18 protein-coding genes, 2 tRNA genes and 1 riboswitch are annotated in these 15763 nt (G+C 57.3%); of the genes, 10 read left to right on the top strand and 10 right to left on the bottom strand.

Features of this window, described 5'->3' with window-relative positions; translation table 11 throughout:
- Positions 1–7: 7 nt before the first annotated feature.
- From ABJ076_RS15500 to ABJ076_RS15535, 8 genes are read right to left on the bottom strand one after another with little or no spacing between them, the layout of a single operon-like run.
- Positions 8–1498 carry a monovalent cation/H+ antiporter subunit D family protein gene (locus ABJ076_RS15500; protein ID WP_348184925.1) on the bottom strand — a complete coding sequence of 497 codons (1491 nt, stop codon included), beginning with the start codon at positions 1496–1498 and terminating at the stop codon, positions 8–10.
- On the bottom strand, positions 1495–2982 hold the full coding sequence (locus tag ABJ076_RS15505) for a monovalent cation/H+ antiporter subunit D family protein (RefSeq protein WP_348184927.1): 1488 nt from the start codon (positions 2980–2982) through the stop codon (positions 1495–1497). Before ABJ076_RS15505 ends, ABJ076_RS15500 begins: the two co-directional genes overlap by 4 nt.
- Positions 2983–2984: 2 nt before the next feature.
- Complete coding sequence (locus ABJ076_RS15510; protein ID WP_348184929.1) at positions 2985–3383, bottom strand: cation:proton antiporter subunit C; 399 nt, start codon at positions 3381–3383, stop codon at positions 2985–2987.
- Positions 3384–3386: 3 nt separating this feature from the next.
- Positions 3387–3824, bottom strand: coding sequence for a Na(+)/H(+) antiporter subunit B (locus ABJ076_RS15515; protein ID WP_348184931.1), 438 nt, complete (start codon positions 3822–3824; stop codon positions 3387–3389).
- The gene (locus tag ABJ076_RS15520; RefSeq protein ID WP_348184933.1) at positions 3821–4408 is read right to left on the bottom strand and encodes a DUF4040 domain-containing protein; all 588 of its coding nucleotides are present in this window, start codon (positions 4406–4408) and stop codon (positions 3821–3823) included. The genes ABJ076_RS15515 and ABJ076_RS15520 overlap by 4 nt, the downstream gene beginning before the upstream one ends.
- Positions 4408–4749 (bottom strand): monovalent cation/H(+) antiporter subunit G, encoded by a 342-nt coding sequence (gene mnhG / locus ABJ076_RS15525; RefSeq protein ID WP_348184935.1) that lies wholly within the window; start codon positions 4747–4749, stop codon positions 4408–4410. The genes ABJ076_RS15520 and mnhG overlap by 1 nt, the downstream gene beginning before the upstream one ends.
- Entirely contained in the window at positions 4749–5063 is a 315-nt protein-coding gene (locus ABJ076_RS15530; protein ID WP_348184937.1) for a monovalent cation/H+ antiporter complex subunit F, read from the bottom strand. Before ABJ076_RS15530 ends, mnhG begins: the two co-directional genes overlap by 1 nt.
- Positions 5060–5548, bottom strand: a complete 489-nt coding sequence (locus tag ABJ076_RS15535) for a Na+/H+ antiporter subunit E (protein WP_348184939.1) — start codon at positions 5546–5548, stop codon at positions 5060–5062. The genes ABJ076_RS15530 and ABJ076_RS15535 overlap by 4 nt, the downstream gene beginning before the upstream one ends.
- A 211-nt stretch (positions 5549–5759) precedes the next feature.
- On the opposite strand from ABJ076_RS15535, the gene prpB reads away from it, so the two are divergent.
- Positions 5760–6668, top strand: a complete 909-nt coding sequence (prpB, locus tag ABJ076_RS15540; RefSeq protein ID WP_348184941.1) for a methylisocitrate lyase — start codon at positions 5760–5762, stop codon at positions 6666–6668.
- A gap of 121 nt (positions 6669–6789) precedes the next feature.
- Positions 6790–7650, top strand: coding sequence for a branched-chain amino acid aminotransferase (locus ABJ076_RS15545; RefSeq protein ID WP_348184943.1), 861 nt, complete (start codon positions 6790–6792; stop codon positions 7648–7650).
- A 51-nt stretch (positions 7651–7701) separates the two neighbouring features.
- Here the strand turns inward: ABJ076_RS15545 and ABJ076_RS15550 are convergent, their stop codons facing one another.
- Positions 7702–8643, bottom strand: coding sequence for an ABC transporter substrate-binding protein (locus tag ABJ076_RS15550; RefSeq protein WP_348184945.1), 942 nt, complete (start codon positions 8641–8643; stop codon positions 7702–7704).
- On the bottom strand, positions 8644–9414 hold the full coding sequence (locus ABJ076_RS15555) for an ABC transporter permease (protein ID WP_348184947.1): 771 nt from the start codon (positions 9412–9414) through the stop codon (positions 8644–8646).
- A gap of 54 nt (positions 9415–9468) precedes the next feature.
- A riboswitch (TPP riboswitch) is annotated at positions 9469–9572 on the bottom strand.
- Between the two features lie 115 nt (positions 9573–9687).
- Between ABJ076_RS15555 and ABJ076_RS15560 the strand changes: the two genes are divergently transcribed.
- From ABJ076_RS15560 to ABJ076_RS15595, 8 genes are all read left to right on the top strand, one after another.
- On the top strand, positions 9688–11169 hold the full coding sequence (locus tag ABJ076_RS15560) for an NAD(P)/FAD-dependent oxidoreductase (RefSeq protein WP_348184949.1): 1482 nt from the start codon (positions 9688–9690) through the stop codon (positions 11167–11169).
- Positions 11166–12332 carry an acetoin utilization protein AcuC gene (locus tag ABJ076_RS15565; RefSeq protein WP_348184951.1) on the top strand — a complete coding sequence of 389 codons (1167 nt, stop codon included), beginning with the start codon at positions 11166–11168 and terminating at the stop codon, positions 12330–12332. Before ABJ076_RS15560 ends, ABJ076_RS15565 begins: the two co-directional genes overlap by 4 nt.
- Before the next feature lie 88 nt (positions 12333–12420).
- Positions 12421–12819, top strand: a complete 399-nt coding sequence (locus ABJ076_RS15570) for a DUF192 domain-containing protein (protein WP_348184953.1) — start codon at positions 12421–12423, stop codon at positions 12817–12819.
- An 89-nt stretch (positions 12820–12908) separates the two neighbouring features.
- Positions 12909–12985: transfer RNA gene (locus ABJ076_RS15575), tRNA-Pro, on the top strand.
- A 115-nt stretch (positions 12986–13100) separates the two neighbouring features.
- A complete protein-coding gene (locus ABJ076_RS15580) occupies positions 13101–13661 on the top strand; it encodes a hypothetical protein (protein WP_348202614.1) in 561 nt (186 codons plus the stop codon).
- Positions 13662–13773: 112 nt separating this feature from the next.
- Positions 13774–14088, top strand: a complete 315-nt coding sequence (locus tag ABJ076_RS15585; RefSeq protein WP_348184957.1) for an ETC complex I subunit — start codon at positions 13774–13776, stop codon at positions 14086–14088.
- Between the two features lie 17 nt (positions 14089–14105).
- Positions 14106–14182: transfer RNA gene (locus ABJ076_RS15590), tRNA-Arg, on the top strand.
- Between the two features lie 423 nt (positions 14183–14605).
- The gene (locus ABJ076_RS15595; protein ID WP_348184959.1) at positions 14606–15736 is read left to right on the top strand and encodes a porin; all 1131 of its coding nucleotides are present in this window, start codon (positions 14606–14608) and stop codon (positions 15734–15736) included.
- The last annotated feature ends 27 nt before the right edge of the window (positions 15737–15763 follow it).

Consider the following 15763-nt stretch of genomic DNA (forward strand, 5'->3'; position numbering starts at 1 on the left):
GACAGCCTCACTCGACGATCGGACGCAGCAACGCGATGATCGCGTCGGCATAGAAGAACAGGATGAGACAGCCTAAGGCCGTCAGGCAGGGAGGCAGGACGCAGAAGAATGGCGCTTCCTGAATTCCGCCTTTTGCCGGCGACACGGCGGCGCCTGCCGATGCTGTGACGAGGGTTGGTGCAGGGCGGAAGAAACCGCGCGCTACAACTGGCATAAGATAGGCGATGTTGAGCAGAGAGCTGACCATATAGACCGCGACCACAATGATCATGCCGGTCTCTGCAGCACCGAGCGCGAGATACCATTTACTCCATGTTCCGGCGAAGGGCGGCAGGCCAATGATCGAGAGCGCTCCGATGCAGAAGGCGCCGAAGGTAAAGGGCATGACGCGCCCCAGTCCCTGCATGTCGCTGATCTCTGTCTTGTGGGTCGCGACATAGATCGCTCCCGCGCACATGAAGAGCGTGATCTTGCCGAAAGCGTGGGTGGCGATATGCAGAGCACCGCCGAGGATCGAATAGTGGTTAGCGAGCGCCGCGCCGAGGACGATGTAGCCGAGCTGGCTTACGGTTGAATAGGCGAGCCGGGCCTTCAGGTTGTCCTTGGTCATTGCGACGAGGGAGGCAGCGAGTACGGTGAAGGAAGCCACCCAGATAAGCCAGTGTGCCGCCCCGGTCTGGGTCAGCAGGTCGATCCCGAAGATATAGACAACCACCTTCAGCACGGTGAACACGCCGGCCTTCACGACGGCGACGGCATGCAGCAGGGCGCTCACGGGCGTCGGTGCCACCATGGCGGCCGGAAGCCAACGGTGGAAGGGCATAAGGGCAGCCTTGCCTATGCCGAACATGTAGAGCGCAAGAAGGAAAGGCAGCAGGACGGGCTCAACCTGATCCGCCAGGATTCCGCCCTTTGTGAAGTCGAGCGTTCCGGCTGCGATCCAGGTCCAGATTACGGCGGTCAGCTGCAGGCCAATGGAAGTGCCGATCAGGATACCGAGATAGGTCCTCGCCCCGCGCTTGGCGTCCGGAGTCTCCTTATGAGCAACCAGTGGGTAGGTTGAAAGGGTCAGCACTTCGTAGAAGATGAAGAGCGTGAACATGTTTCCGGCGAAGGCAATACCCATGGCACTGGAGATTGCTATCGTGAAACACATGTAGAAACGAGTCTGCTTCTTCTCGTCATTCCCGCGCATATAGCCGATGGAATAGAGCGAGTTGATGATCCAGAGACCGGAGGCGATGCAGGCGAACAGCATACCCAGCGGCTCGATCTTGAAAGCGATCTCCAGGCCGGGCATCACTTCGAGCAGCGTCAGTCCCGGGGCTTCACCCGACAGTACTGCGTCAAGTAGCGCAAGCACGATGGCGAAAAGTGCAACGGCGGTTACCAGCGTTACGCCTTCGCGCAGATTCGGTGACTTGCCGGTCAGCCAGATAAGCACCATGCCGATAAGCGGCAGGATGATGGTGGCGAGGAGGGCTGTTTCCATACTCATTGTGCCGCTCCCACGAGGCCTTCGGCAGCAACCCGGGCGATCCGTGTCGTCAGGCTGGCATCAATGCCAAAGTAAATATTGGCAAGAACCAGCGCCCAGGTTGGCAGCAGCATGGAGAGAGGTGCCTCTGACACGGTCCGGCCGGGGATCGGGTCTTTGAGATAGGCCACTTCGATGACGCGCCAGATATAGATGACTGCGAGCAGGGAGCTGGCCAGGATCAGGGCTATGATGAGCCATTCTTCCTGCTCCAGCGCAGCTGAAATCAGATACCATTTGCTGATGAAGCCGACCGTCAACGGAACACCTATCAGGCTGAGACCGCCGATTACGAATGCGGCCATGGTCCAAGGCATCTGCCTGCCGATCCCGGACAGGTCGCTGATATGGACCGAGCGGATCCGGTAGTAGACACAACCAAGTGCCATGAAGAGCGCGCCCTTCATGAGGGCATGATTGAACAGGTGCAGGGTCGTTGCCATCAGCCCGGTGACGCTTAGGAAACTGACGCCGAGCATCATGTATCCGATCTGCGCAACACTCGAATAGGCCAGCATCCGTTTGAGATTGTACTGATAGATCGCCGAGATCGAACCTGCGTACATGGCGGCCAGCGCCAGTGGCATGAGCACAAACCCGACCATCGGAGCCATAAAGGAAGAGCCTGAGCCGAAAATGGTGAATGAGAAGCGCAACAGCAGATAAACGGCAGCCTTGGTTGCGGTCGAGGCGAGAAAGGCCGTTATTGCGGTTGGCGCGTATGTGTAGGCATTCGGCAGCCAGGCGTGCAACGGGAAGAGTGCTAGCTTCAGGGACAGGCCGATAACGATAAAGGCGAAGCCGACATCGATTGTGCGCGAGGTGCCGACCAGTTCGATACGTGCCGCGAGGTCCGCCATGTTCAACGTGCCGGTCGCCATGTAGAGCAAGCCGACACCGATCACGAAGAAAGTCGCACCCAGGGTTCCGAGGATCAGATAATTGTAGGCGGCAGTCAGGGCACGGCGGTCCTGCTTTGCGCCAGCTGAAACCAGCACATACGTCGAAAGCGATGAAATCTCCAGAAAAACAAAAACGTTGAAGGCATCTGCCGTGGCTGTGATGCCGAGCAGTCCCGTAACGCAGAGAAGATATGCGGTATAGAGCAGAGCGTGTTGTTTTTCAGGGACTTCCGCCTCGATGCTGCGCTTTGCGAAGGGCAGTACAACGGATGAAATACCGGAAATTATCAGCAGCACGAGAGCGTTACTCGCGTCGACACGGTATTCGATGCCGAGCGGTGCGGCCCATCCACCGATTTCATAACTGATCGGGCCTGTTTCCAGAACCGTTTGCATCAGATAGGCGCTGCACAGGAAGGCGGCGATGCTGACCAGCAGGGTGAAAAGCCAGGCGGCGTTTCGGGTCCGGAGAAGGCTGCAGATAGGGGCCGCAATGAGCGGACCGGCAACCTGCAGAACCGGCAAATGGTCTACGGCGATCATGATCATGCATCCCCGGAGCTGAGGCGCGCACGCTCTTTCGTGACGACGGTATTATCCATTCCGTCCAACTCGTCTTCCTCGATGGTGTCGTAGCTTTCACGAATTCGCACCACCAGAGCGAGGCCGAGCGATGTTGTCGCAATTCCCACCACGATGGCCGTCAGGATCAGGACATGCGGTAAAGGGTTTGAGAACAGCTCTGGCTTGCCGCTCAGGATTGGCGCCGTACCACCTTCAGCCTTGCTGAGAGAGATGTAGAACAGAAAGACGGAGGTCTGAAACACGTTCAGGCCAACCAGTTTCTTCACCAGGTTGCCGCGATCGATAACGATATAGAGACCAATCATCATCAGGACGATGACGATCCAGTAGTTGTATTTATCTAGGAACAGATCGAGCATGGCTTACCAGTCGTCATCCTGAATTTCACGTGTACGGCCTGCATAGGCGAAGAAGATGGCTATCATCACGGCCGTTACGGTAACGCCGACGCCGAATTCGACGACGATAATGCCGAGATGCTGCCCACCGGTCGGCGTGGATGCCAGAACGTCATAGTCGAGATATGAGCCGCCGAGGAGGAGCGACGCTACACCGGTACCGGCAAAGATCAGGAGACCCAGCGGAATCAGAATGTCGAGCCAGCTGTCCGGAAAAGCCTTCCGTGCGGCCTGAACGCCGAAAATCAGAGCGTAGAGAACAATGGCAGCAGCGAAGATAACCCCGGCCTGAAAACCGCCTCCCGGTCCATAATCTCCGTGGAACTGTACGTAAAGCGCGTAGAGCAGGATGAACGGAATCAGAAGCTTCGAGACCACACGCAAAATCAGATGATGTCTCATGCGTCCTTCTCCTCTCTGCTGTCTGTTTCAGCATCGGCCTCATCTTCCTCGCGGCGGCGGCCGAGCAGGAACAGGACCCCAATGCCAGCTGCGAAAACCACAGCGACCTCACCCAGCGTATCGAATCCGCGATAACTTGCCAGAATGGCGGTAACGATGTTCGGCACCTGAATGTCGTCCCGGGAGCCAGCGATGTATTCCGGGACAATATGCTGAAATCCGGGAGCGTCGGTCGAACCGAACGGCGGCATGTCGACCGTGCCGTAGATCAGAGCGGCGCCGATACCGAACGTTACGAGAAGGGGGCCGATATGAAGCTTTATCGCGTGCTTCTCGCTCCGCCTGGTGAGGGTCATGGCCCCGAGCATCAGGACAGTTGAGATACCCGCGCCGACAGCGGCTTCGGTAAAGGCAACATCAACCGCATCCAGCGTTACGAACAACGCTGCGGTAATCAAACTGTAGATACCGGAAAGCATGGCGGTCGCGAACAGATTGCGGGATCGCACAATGCCGACGGCGGTGATAACGAGCAATGTCATCAAAGAGATATCGACGAGAGTGTTGACGATTCCTGAGTCCATCACATTCCCTCCGTCTTTTTCGGCCGGAGATCGGATTCCGGAACGCCGAATGGCCGCAGGCCCACTGCATTGGCCGCGTTTGCCAACGCATGCGTTGCGGTCGGACTTGTGAAAAATATGAACAGAGAGATCATCAACAGTTTAACCGTTGCGATGGACCAGCCAGCCTGCAGCATCATGGCGATGAGGAGGAGTTCAGTGCCCAATGTGTCGGTAATACCGGCGGCATGCAGGCGCGTATAAAAGTCCGGGAGCCGCAACATGCCGAGCGTGCCCGAGAAGATGAAGAACACCCCGGCGAGAATGAAGCCCCAGGAAGCGAGGTCAATGATCAGGTCCATCACGCCGCGCCCCCGTTCTGGCTGTCAGTCCCATTTCTGATGTCAGCACTGTCTGCGACACCAAGGTTCCTGTAGCGGAAGAATTTCAGGATCGCGATGGTTCCGATGAAGTTCATCAGGGCGTAGAGCAGGGCGATGTCCAGAAAATCCGGCCGACCGCCGATAAATCCAACCACGGCGATAAGCAGAACAGTCTTTGTACCAAAGCTGTTTCCGGCGAGCACCCGGTCATAAAGGGTCGGTCCTGCGAGGCCGCGAACCAGCGCCATCAGCATCGGAATGATCAAGCCTGCGGCGGCGACGGCAAACATCATCGGTACTTCAACTCCATGGACGTAACCCGTTCATCCATATCACTTTCGATCAATCCCTTTGCCATCTCGTCGGTGATCGCATGAACCAGGATCTCGTCATTGTCGATATCTACGGAAACCGTGCCCGGTGTCAGCGTGATGGAGTTGGCGAAAGTTGCAATGCCGACATCGGTCTGCTGGCTTGCCTTAATCCGGACCATGCGCGGCGAAATGCTCATTTTTCGCGAGAGAACAATCCTGGCGACGTCAAAATTCGCCTTTCCAATCTCTTTGGCGAGCCAGATCCAATACTGGATAAGTTTCGGGCTGAGACGGATGTGAACGGGGAAACCATCGAGACGATCCATGCGGATGGCGAAGAAAATCGTCAGGATTACGGAGGCGATTCCCAAGCCTAGGACCAGTTTATGGTCGAGACTGATCGATCCAGACAACAGCATCCAGAAAGCGGCAAGGCTCGCTCCCAGACCTAATATGTGCCTCATCGACGCGTCTCCCTCGCGTTTATTGACCAGATTCGTTTTTCAATCCGCAGACAGCTATCTCGTGTACCAGGACCAATCCGACAGCGTGCCTGCGTTGTCAATATGGTGGTTACAATGAAATGACACGAGGCTGTAGCTGAGTGCAATCTTCGACGAACGAAATTAATAATGAAACGCCCGGCAAGTCGGTGCGGCAGCGGAAGGAATGAATATGGCATGGCTCCTGCAAAAACAGGTTGCGACTCCAGCGGGTGACCGCCTGGCTGCGCTTTGGGAGCGGCGTGAAATTTTGCGGGTCCCTGGAGCCCATGATGCGCTTTCGGCAATCATTGCCAGGGATACAGGCTTCGAATCGCTTTATCTTTCGGGTGGCGCACTCTCTGCAAGTCTGGCTCTTCCCGATCTCGGCATGATGACGATGGAGGAGTTGATCCATCAGGTTCGTACCATCGTGCGGGCTTCTCAGATTCCCCTTATCGTCGATGGAGATACCGGATACGGCGAAGCCTTGAATGTGATGCGGCTCTGCAGGGAGCTTGAAGAGGCGGGAGCCGCCGCCGTTCAGCTTGAGGACCAGATGCTGCCCAAGAAATGCGGTCATCTGTCAGACAAACTGCTGAATGACACCGCTTCAATGAGCGCAAAGATTGCTGCGGCCCGAAAGGCTCGGACTCATTTACGGATTATCGCTCGGACGGATGCGATGGCGTCCGAGGGGCTCGATGGTGCAATCGCTCGGGCCAAGGCTTATGTCGCTGCCGGAGCGGATGCGATCTTTCCCGAAGCGCTCACCGACGAAGTACATTTCAGAGCGTTTTCCGCAGCGCTGGACGTTCCCCTGCTGGCGAACATGACGGAATTCGGCAAGACTCCGTATTTCTCTGCTGAGCAATTCCAGGAATGGGGCTTCAGCATGGTGATCTGGCCCGTTACGTCTTTGCGGGCCGAGGCGGGGATTGTCCGCGCTTTGTATCAGCATCTGGCGGAACATGGCGGGCAGGAAGGTTTTCTCGACCGCCTTATGGCCCGGAGAGATATCTACGATCATATCGGCTACGGAGAGTATGAGGCGCTGGATGGAACTATTGCTGCCAGTGTAGTGCCAGATACGGATACCTGATCTTCTGCTAATTGGCTCTCGGCTTAGCGTTTCGATTGTCACCATGACAAAGTTTGACTGGTCACCTTCACACTAAAGGTCAATATTATTGTCCTATTATGTTGCGTGTGGAGGATATCAAATGAAACAAATTTTCTGGTATCAAGGCGAATGGTTATCAAAAGAACCCATGTTGTCGGGCCCATTACAGATATCTTTTTGGTCGGCAAGCACGGTTTTCGACGGTGCGCGCGCTATCAAGGGAGCACTGCCTGACATCGATTTGCATTGTCAGCGAGTTGTCCGCTCAGCGAAGGCGATGTTGCTGACGCCGGGGCTTAAGCCGGCTGAAATCGAGGCTCTTTGTCGCGAGGCGGTGCAACGGCTCCCGCAGGAGCTGGACTATTATGTACGGCCGATGTTCTTCTCCACTGGCCAGGGAGTGGCGCCTGAGGGGGACGATACGGAATTTGTACTCGCTGTCTTCGAGGCGCCCTTGCCGAATGCTGTCGCCGGATCGGCCTGTCTTTCAAGCTTCCGGCGCTGCGCCACTGATCAGGCACCAACAGACGCCAAAACCGGCTCGCTTTATCCGAATGGGCAAAGGGCGCTTAAGGAAGCACGAGACCGTGGTTTCGATTTGCCGCTCATGCTTGATCCCAATGGTAATGTCGCTGAGTTCTCAACAGCCAATATCTGGATCGTAAAGGACGGCGTGGCACGGACACCGGCGGCGAATGGCACTTTTCTGTCAGGTATCACCCGGCGCCGGGTGATAGGCTTGTTGCGGGAAGATGGCATTCCGGTTGAGGAGGTCACGCTGACTGCAGCGGACGTGCGCGCAGCTGACGAGATTATCGTCTGCGGTAATTTCGGGAAAATCCAGGCAATCAACCGCTTTGAAGACCGCGTTCTGACACCGGGGCCGGTGTTTGAGCGAGCGCGAAAACTCTATATGGGATTTGTCGACAACACGCGCGCTATTCAGGCAGCGGCGGAGTAGTCGCTTGGTCCGCAGGCCCCAGGCATTGGGATCAATGCCTGGGGCCTGTTTTTACTGTAGCTCTGTCGTGTAAATCTCTGTTTTTACGTCTTTAGTGATCAATCCGCTTTCCTTCATGAATGCGGCAAACCGCTCATAGCGGCCACGATCAAGCGCCGCCGGACGGAGCGCGAACCGGGGCAGGGTGTCGCGCCATGCCCGCTTGTTCAACTCGTCGTCCAGCTCCTTGCGACCGTCGATGAATGCGGCCCAGGCATCGCCGGGATGGTTGACGATGTATTGGGTTGCCTGTTCCACGGCGGAGAGGAATTTCTTCAGGCGCGGGTCATCGAGGCGATCCCTGTGCGCGATATAGATCAGCTCGTCATAGGGCGGCACGCCTTCCTCTTCGACAAAGAAAGCCCTACCCGGCTTGCCGACGATATCCATCTGGTTCAGCTCGAAATTCCGGAAAGCGCCGATCACGGCATCGACCTGACCCGAGATGATCGACGGCGAGAGCGAGAAATTCACGTTGATCAGCTCGACATCCGATAGTGACAGGCCGTGCTTTGTCAGCATGGCGCCAAGGAGCGCGTCCTCAAAGCCGCCGACCGAATATCCGACCTTGCGGCCCTCAAGATCCGCAATGGACTTTACCGGCCCGCCCTTCAATACCACGAGCGTGTTCAGCGGTGTTGCGACCAGCGTGCCGAACCGCACCAGCGGCAGGCCTTCAGCGGCTTGGATATGGAGCTGCGGCTGATAGGAGACGGCGATATCGGCTTTTTGAGCGGCGACCAGCTTCGGCGGGTCGTTCGGGTCGGCCGGGGCGATCAGTTCGACCTCAAGGCCTTCATCGGCAAAGAAGCCTTTTTTGTCGGCAACGATCAGCGGGCCGTGATCGGGATTGACGAACCAGTCCAGCAGGACGGTCAGCTTGTCAGCGGCATTGGCTGGCGCTGTGCCAAGAACGATCAGCGCGGCGAGAAGCGCCGCGGTCCGGGTGAACATTCAAAATCCTCCAGTATGCGATGTTGGCCGAGCTTCGCCGGCTTGCCAGGGCATGGCTGCCCTGAGCAGGAAATCGATCCCGTAATAAAGCGTGATGGCGAGGATCGAGAGAGTGAAGAGTGCGGCGAACATGACGTCGATTTGCAGCCGCGCATTTGCATGCAGCATCAGGTAGCCGAGGCCCGCGCTGGAGCCGACCCATTCGCCGACAATCGCTCCGATGGGGGCCACGGCGGTTGCCACGCGCAACCCGGAAGCGAAAGCGGGCAGGGCGGCCGGCAGGCGGACATGCAGCAGCAGCTCCAGGCGATTGGCGCCAAGCGTGCGGGCGCAATCGATAAATAGCGGATCTGTCCGGCGCAGGCCGTCATACATCGCTGCCGTCACCGGAAAGAAGATGATGAGTGCGGCCATGGCCACCTTGGACGCCATGCCGTAGCCAAGCCAAAGCACAAGGATCGGCGCCAGCGCGAAGACTGGCACTGCCTGACTGATGACCAGAACCGGCAGAAGCCATGGGCGTATCCGTGCTGACCAGGCCAGCATCAGCGCTGTCGAACCGCCGAAAAGAGTCCCCAGAGTGAGGCCTAGCAGAATCTCTGCGAGAGTGATCGACGCATGCCCGGCGATCAGGGAGGCTGACCGGATCCAGGCTTCCGCGACGGGAACCGGCCCCGGCAGGATGTAGACGGGCGTGCCGCTTATGCTGACGATGAGTTGCCAGGCAGCCAGTATGCCGGCGAATATGATCACCCCGCGGACGGCATTCATGAGCCGCCACCAGCACCAATAATGTGGAAAGTCGGAGGCTTGCTGAAAAGAATGTACCGGGTCATTTGCTCTCCCTACGCCGGCATTACCCGGATCAGGTTTAGGGTCGTTCCTCCCGGAACCTCTCAGCCACTATTGTAGCTCCCCTGAATGAGCGGCAAATATGGGCGAGCTTTATGCCCATAGCAAGCCGTCAGATTGCGCCCCACTGGATGAGAGCGCCAAAGCGCGCTACCTAGTGACAGGGGGAACAAGACGTTCTGTGGGGATCATGTGAGCGACGCAGGCTTGGTCATTGGACTTGATGCACTTGAAGTGCGGGTCGCGGAGGATCTCCGGACGGTTTCCTATCCCGATGCGGCCTGGGTGCCAGAGCGGCGATCTCCTGACGGACAGCCAGTCCTCGATGTGCTGATCATAGGAGGCGGGCAGGGCGGCCTTGCTGTTGCCCACGCCCTCAAGCGGGCCCGTATAGATCGGGTGCGCATCGTGGACCGATCACCGGAAGGGTTTGAAGGCCCCTGGCTGACCTATGCGCGGATGCCCACACTGCGGTCGCCGAAAGAGGTCAACGGCCCGGATCTTGATATTCCCTCACTCGCGTTCCGGTCATGGTTCGTCGCGCAGCACGGCAGCGCGGCCTGGGAGGATCTCAACAAGATCGTAAAGGAAGACTGGGCCAGCTATCTGCTCTGGCTGCGCAGGGTTCTCGATATCTCCATCGAAAACGACGTCTCGGCGGAGCGGATTGCGCCCGCCCCGGATGGCGATTTGATCTGCGTGGACCTCGTTGGTCTGCGATCCGGTATCCGAGAGCAGGTCCTGGCGAGAAAGATTGTGATCGCAACCGGCATCGAAACGCCCGGGAATTGGTGGACACCGCCGGAAATCAGTGCGCTCGACAGACGGTTTTGGTCACATGCTTCCGAGACTATCGATTTCGAGAAACTTCGCGGCCGCCGCGTGGCCGTGCTGGGGGCCGGTGCATCGGCGTTTGACAATGCTGCGACGGCGCTGGAGGCAGGTGCCGCCCGGGTGAGCGTCTGCTGCCGGCGAGAAGACCTGCAGCGGGTGCAGCCCTTCAAGTGGCTGTCCTTTCCTGGATTTCTAGGGCATTTCGCGGATCTAGACGATACCTGGCGCTGGCGCTTCATGAACCATCTTATGAGCTTGCGCGAAGCCTTCCCGAAAGAGACCTGGCAGAGGGTCGCGAAGCACGAGAACTTCGAACTCCTGACCGGCGCCCCATGGCTGTCCTGTGCAATCACAGGCGACCAAATCGACATTGAGACGCCGAAAGGAACACTGGAAGCAGATTTCCTGATCGTCGGAACTGGCTTCGCGATCGATCTTTCGGCGCGGCCGGAGTTTTCCGAGATCGCCGCGTCGGCGGCTACCTGGCGCGACCGATACAGCCCGCCGGCCGGTGAGGAAAACCCGCGTCTCCAATCCTATCCTTATCTCGATCCGACATACGCCTTTCAGGAGCGGGATGCAGGGATGGCCGGATGGCTCCGGAATGTTCGGCTCTTCACCTATGGCGCAACGCTCAGTTTCGGACCCTCCGGGTCTTCCATCAACGCGATGAAGTTCGCGGTTCCGCGTCTTGTCTCGGGGATCGTCCGGGATCTGATGGCAGAAGACGTGGAGCAGCACTGGGAAAGTCTGAAAGCCTATGACCTGCCCGAATTCCTGCTTCCCGATGAGGAAGGGGAGGTCGCGCCCCAGCAGGCCGTGATCAGCAGAACCGCATGAGAGAGCATGACACCCCGCTGCAGGCGCGTCTGGACCCCGCCATACCAGATGTTTTTCCTGACCGCCCGATTCTGATCGGCAGCGAGATCTACCGAAAATCACGGTACGGCGCGACGCACCCTCTCTCGATCCAGCGGGTAACGCCGGTGATGGATCTCGCCCGTGCGCTCGGCTTGCTCGACGAAAGCCGCTTCGTGGACAGCCCGATGGCGACACCGGATGAGCTCGCCCGCTTTCACGCTCCCGACTATATCGCCGCCGTGGTTGCGGCTGAACGGGACGGGCATGTCAGTGAGGAGGTGAAGGAGCAGTACAATATCGGCCGCAGCGGAAACCCGGTCTTCCCGGAGATATTCAGCCGTCCGGCAACGGCGGCGGGGGCATCCTTGCTGGCCGGACGAACCCTGGCCGCGGTCGAGCGTGGGACCATCCATTCTCTCGCGGGAGGTACCCATCACGGCCGCCCTGCGATGGCCTACGGGTTCTGCTACTTCAACGATCCGGTGCTCGGTATCCTGGCCATGCTGGACGGGGGACTATCCCGTGTCCTCTATGTCGATCTCGACGCTCATCATGGCGACGGTGTGCAGGATGCCTTTCACGCCGAGGATCGTGTCCTGACGGTTTCCATTCATGAGGATAACCGCTGGCCCCGGACAGGACCCGCGGAAGACAGGGCCGGCGGCATGGCCCGGAACTTTCCGGTTCCGAAGGATATGAATGACACCGAATTCCGCTTTCTGATCGAGGAAGCGACCCTGCCGATAGGAGATGCTTTCCGTCCGGACGCGATTGTCATCCAAAGTGGATGCGATGCGCTGGCCGACGACCCTCAAAGCAAGTTGTCGCTTTCGAACAATGCGATCTGGGAGGCAATTCAGCGCCTTTCAGCTCTCGCTCCTCGCGTTCTTGTGGTTGGAGGGGGCGGTTATAACCCCTGGGCCGTCGCCCGCTGCTGGACCGGCATCTGGGCGCACTTGAACGGAACCGATCCGCGCGACGTCTCTCTAGGAAGTGAAGCCGAAGATATTCTGCGGGGCTTGTTCTGGAACCATAGCCGTGGCCGTAATCCACCAGAGCATTGGTTCACGACTCTGGCTGATGCGCCGTTAGAGGGCGAGGTGAGACCCGCTGTGCGGGACCTTGCTCTTTTGCTTCCATGATGAACTGGCAGAAATCGCGTTGACCCAAATCATAAAGATAATCACTCACGCAATATTTCTGCTTGGGTTGTTGGCGGTCGTTCCCTCCATGGCATCGGCCGATGATAGTGAGCGTCTGGTTTTGCACCGTGGAGAGACAGAGCATGTCTTCACAGTCGAGGTTGTGGATACACCCGAGGGCCGGGCTTCAGGGCTGATGTTCCGAAAGGAGTTGGCGGATGACGCCGGTATGCTGTTCATCTATCCCAGTAAACAAAAGATCTCGATGTGGATGAAGAACACGCTGATCTCACTCGACATGTTGTTCCTCGACCGGGACGGCACGATTCTGCACATGGCCGAACGAACAACGCCTTTATCGACGAAGGTCATCTCTTCGCGGTTTCGTGTGAAGGCGGTTCTTGAGGTCGTTGCAGGAACTGTTGTGCGCCTTGGCCTCCGCGCTGGTGATCGCGTGGAGCATGCTCGCTTGGCGAGGGGACGCTGAAAGCCGGAATATGACAATCCAGTGTTGCGCTGGCCGCTCAAAAGCATTACCAAGCGTGCGCCCGTTGGAATTGTTGCTGCGGGCTTTGTCGGGGTGTAGCGCAGCCTGGTAGCGCATCTGCTTTGGGAGCAGAGGGCCGGCGGTTCGAATCCGTCCACCCCGACCACTCACACTTTATTGATGTTCACTATGCCGCCTAATTCTTTCTTAGGTCTGGTAAGTGCGAATGCTTCTTATTATCTTTTCATGGAGTTAACTCTCTTTCAATTACGCCTCCGGCAGTGGGGAACAAAGTCATGACCTTTGAATTATCGCACTTTTCGGCCCTGCAGATGCGAACTCCGGCATTTCTGTTGCTGGCTCTATTGCTTCCAATTATTGCTGGATGCGCTTCACCCTCGCCATATGCGCCTCTTTCCGATCAGTTCGGCTACAAAGACAGCAGTATCGAAAGTAACCGACACCGGGTGAGTTTCAGCGGAAACTCGTCTACGGACCGTGAAACGGTCGAAACGTACCTGTTATATCGCGCTGCGGAGCTCACACTGGAGAAGGGGGCTGACTATTTCGTCGTGGTAGAGCGGGATGTTGAAAAGACCGACCGTTATCTGACCTATTCCCGCGCTTCCTTTGGATATGGTTACTACGGCTATCGCGGAGGGTATTATTTCCGGCATCGTGTTTTTGCTGGCCCCGATGAGAGCGTTCCGATTACCCGTTATGAGGCGATTGCGGAAATTGTCGTTGGTGGCCCGAAGCTTTCCGGCAACAAAGCAAACGTCTATATAGCCAAAGAGGTTATTGAAAATCTCGGCCCGAAGATCGTTTGGCCGAAAAGCTGAGTCTCTGCCGCATTGACCTCGCAACGCCTTTGAGCCATACGAAACCCGAGGACGCTCTTTTGTGGGCGTGCAGAGGGCCCGGAAGGGTCTCGAGGTACGAGGAGAGATTTCAATGTCAGTGCGGATTTACCGGCCGAGCAAGACTGCCATGCAATCAGGGCGCGCCAAGACTAAGAACTGGGTGTTGGAGCCTACCCTCGAAACCGCCAGACTTCCGGAACCTCTCATGGGTTGGGTCAGCAGCGGCGATACCAATAATCAGATCCGGCTGACATTCGAGAGCAAGGAAGAGGCGGTTGCCTACGCCAAGAAGCACGAACTCGATTACATCGTGCAGGGCGATCACAAGCGCAGCCTCAAGCCGAAAGCCTATGCCGACAATTTCGCGGCCGAGCGGTTCGCGACCTGGGGTACCTGGACGCACTGATCAGTGCTTGCTTTCGCGGCCCCGTAGCTCAACTGGATAGAGCACCGGACTTCTAATCCGACGGTTGCAGGTTCGAGTCCTGCCGGGGTCGCCAATTTCCATTATTCTATTATGAAAATTGGCTTTCAGTCGCTGTGTTGCGTCCATGGATGCAATGGTCTCAGCTTATCCGGATTAATCTCCGGTAGCGTAACGGGGCATTTATCACAGAGCAGTTCTGCGGATAAGCATCGACCGAAATTCTTTTAGGTGCGTCGGCGTCCGTTTTTCAAGAGCCGGCGATCCGATACTGTTTGTTTCCAACGAGGAGTAATTCTCGGAACCAGTTGTGGAGATTGTGTCTTCCGCTCAGCCACGCACAGCTCACAATTTCGTGCCAATCGAGACTATTGTACATCTGTGTACTTATTCACATCTAACGGCAGTCGGTCAGCATAGTGTTACTGGCTACCGGTTGGTTTTGTATATCAGATAGCATTTTGACGGGCGGTTCCTGTCGGGTGCATGGGGATAACGGATGAGAAATTATGCGCAGCCCAAGAGGGTTTTGCTTCAGACCACAACGCTTGTCGCGGCAGGCTTTATCGTTTCCGCAGCGCCCGCGGGTGCTGCGGAAAAGCTGAAGATCGGTGTCGGCGGATATGCCGAGCAATGGTTTGGCTATACGGACATTGAGGACGACGGGAACACAGATCAGGATCTGTCCGGGTTCGATGTCAAATCGGATACGGAAATTCATTTCAAGGGCTCTACCAAACTGGATAACGGTCTTGAAGTCGGGATCAACGTCCAGCTTGAGGGCAACAGCAACAGTGGCGATCAGATCGACGAGAGCTATCTGACCGTTCGCGGCAATTTCGGTCAGATCGATATCGGTGACGAGAACTCGGCACTTTACAAAACACACGTCGCGCCGAAGGAATACGGCATCGGGATCAATTCCGGCGATACTGTTCAATGGGAACTGACCGGGAATACCTCCATCAGCGACTCCGGTTATTTCCGGGCACCTTTCGGCGGTACCTTTATCGAGCCGGGCCGGGCCAACGATTCGACAAAACTGACCTACTACACACCTCGCATAGAAGGTATTCGCGTCGGTCTGTCCTATTCGCCGGACAGCGAGCAGGACAGTAATGTCCTGCCGGACCGCGAGACCAGCAGCCTGACTGACGGCGTCATGGCCGCGATCGACTATTCACATGATTTCGATGGCGTGAAGGTTGCCGCATCCGCCGGGTACGGGACGTTCCTGGAGGCGTCGGGTGACAACCCGGAACCGGAAGCCTATGCCTTCGGTCTTACAGTTGACTATGCGGGGTTCCAGGTCGGTGGCTCCTACGCCGGCTTCCGGGATTCAGGTATCAACGATGGTGATGCTTACGTCGTCGGTGCCGCCTATGACTTCGACAAATTCGGGGTGAGCGCCACTTATCTCCATGGTGAGCGCGACGGTCTCGCCGGAAGCATTGCCTCCGGCAGCGCCCAGGCTGACCGGGATACATTTGCCCTCGGCGGACGTTACATCCTTGGCCCGGGCGTTTCCCTGCAAGGCACGCTCGGCTATTCCGAATATACCAGTGACACTGCCAGCGTCAGCGATGTCGAGGCGGCTTATGCCGTAACAGGTATCAAATTGACCTTCTAGTTGAAAATTCGAAAGGGGCGTGTGGAT

Origin of the sequence: Nisaea sp., assembly GCF_039990255.1 — a bacterium.
In the GTDB taxonomy this organism is placed as follows: Bacteria; Pseudomonadota; Alphaproteobacteria; order Thalassobaculales; family Thalassobaculaceae; genus Nisaea.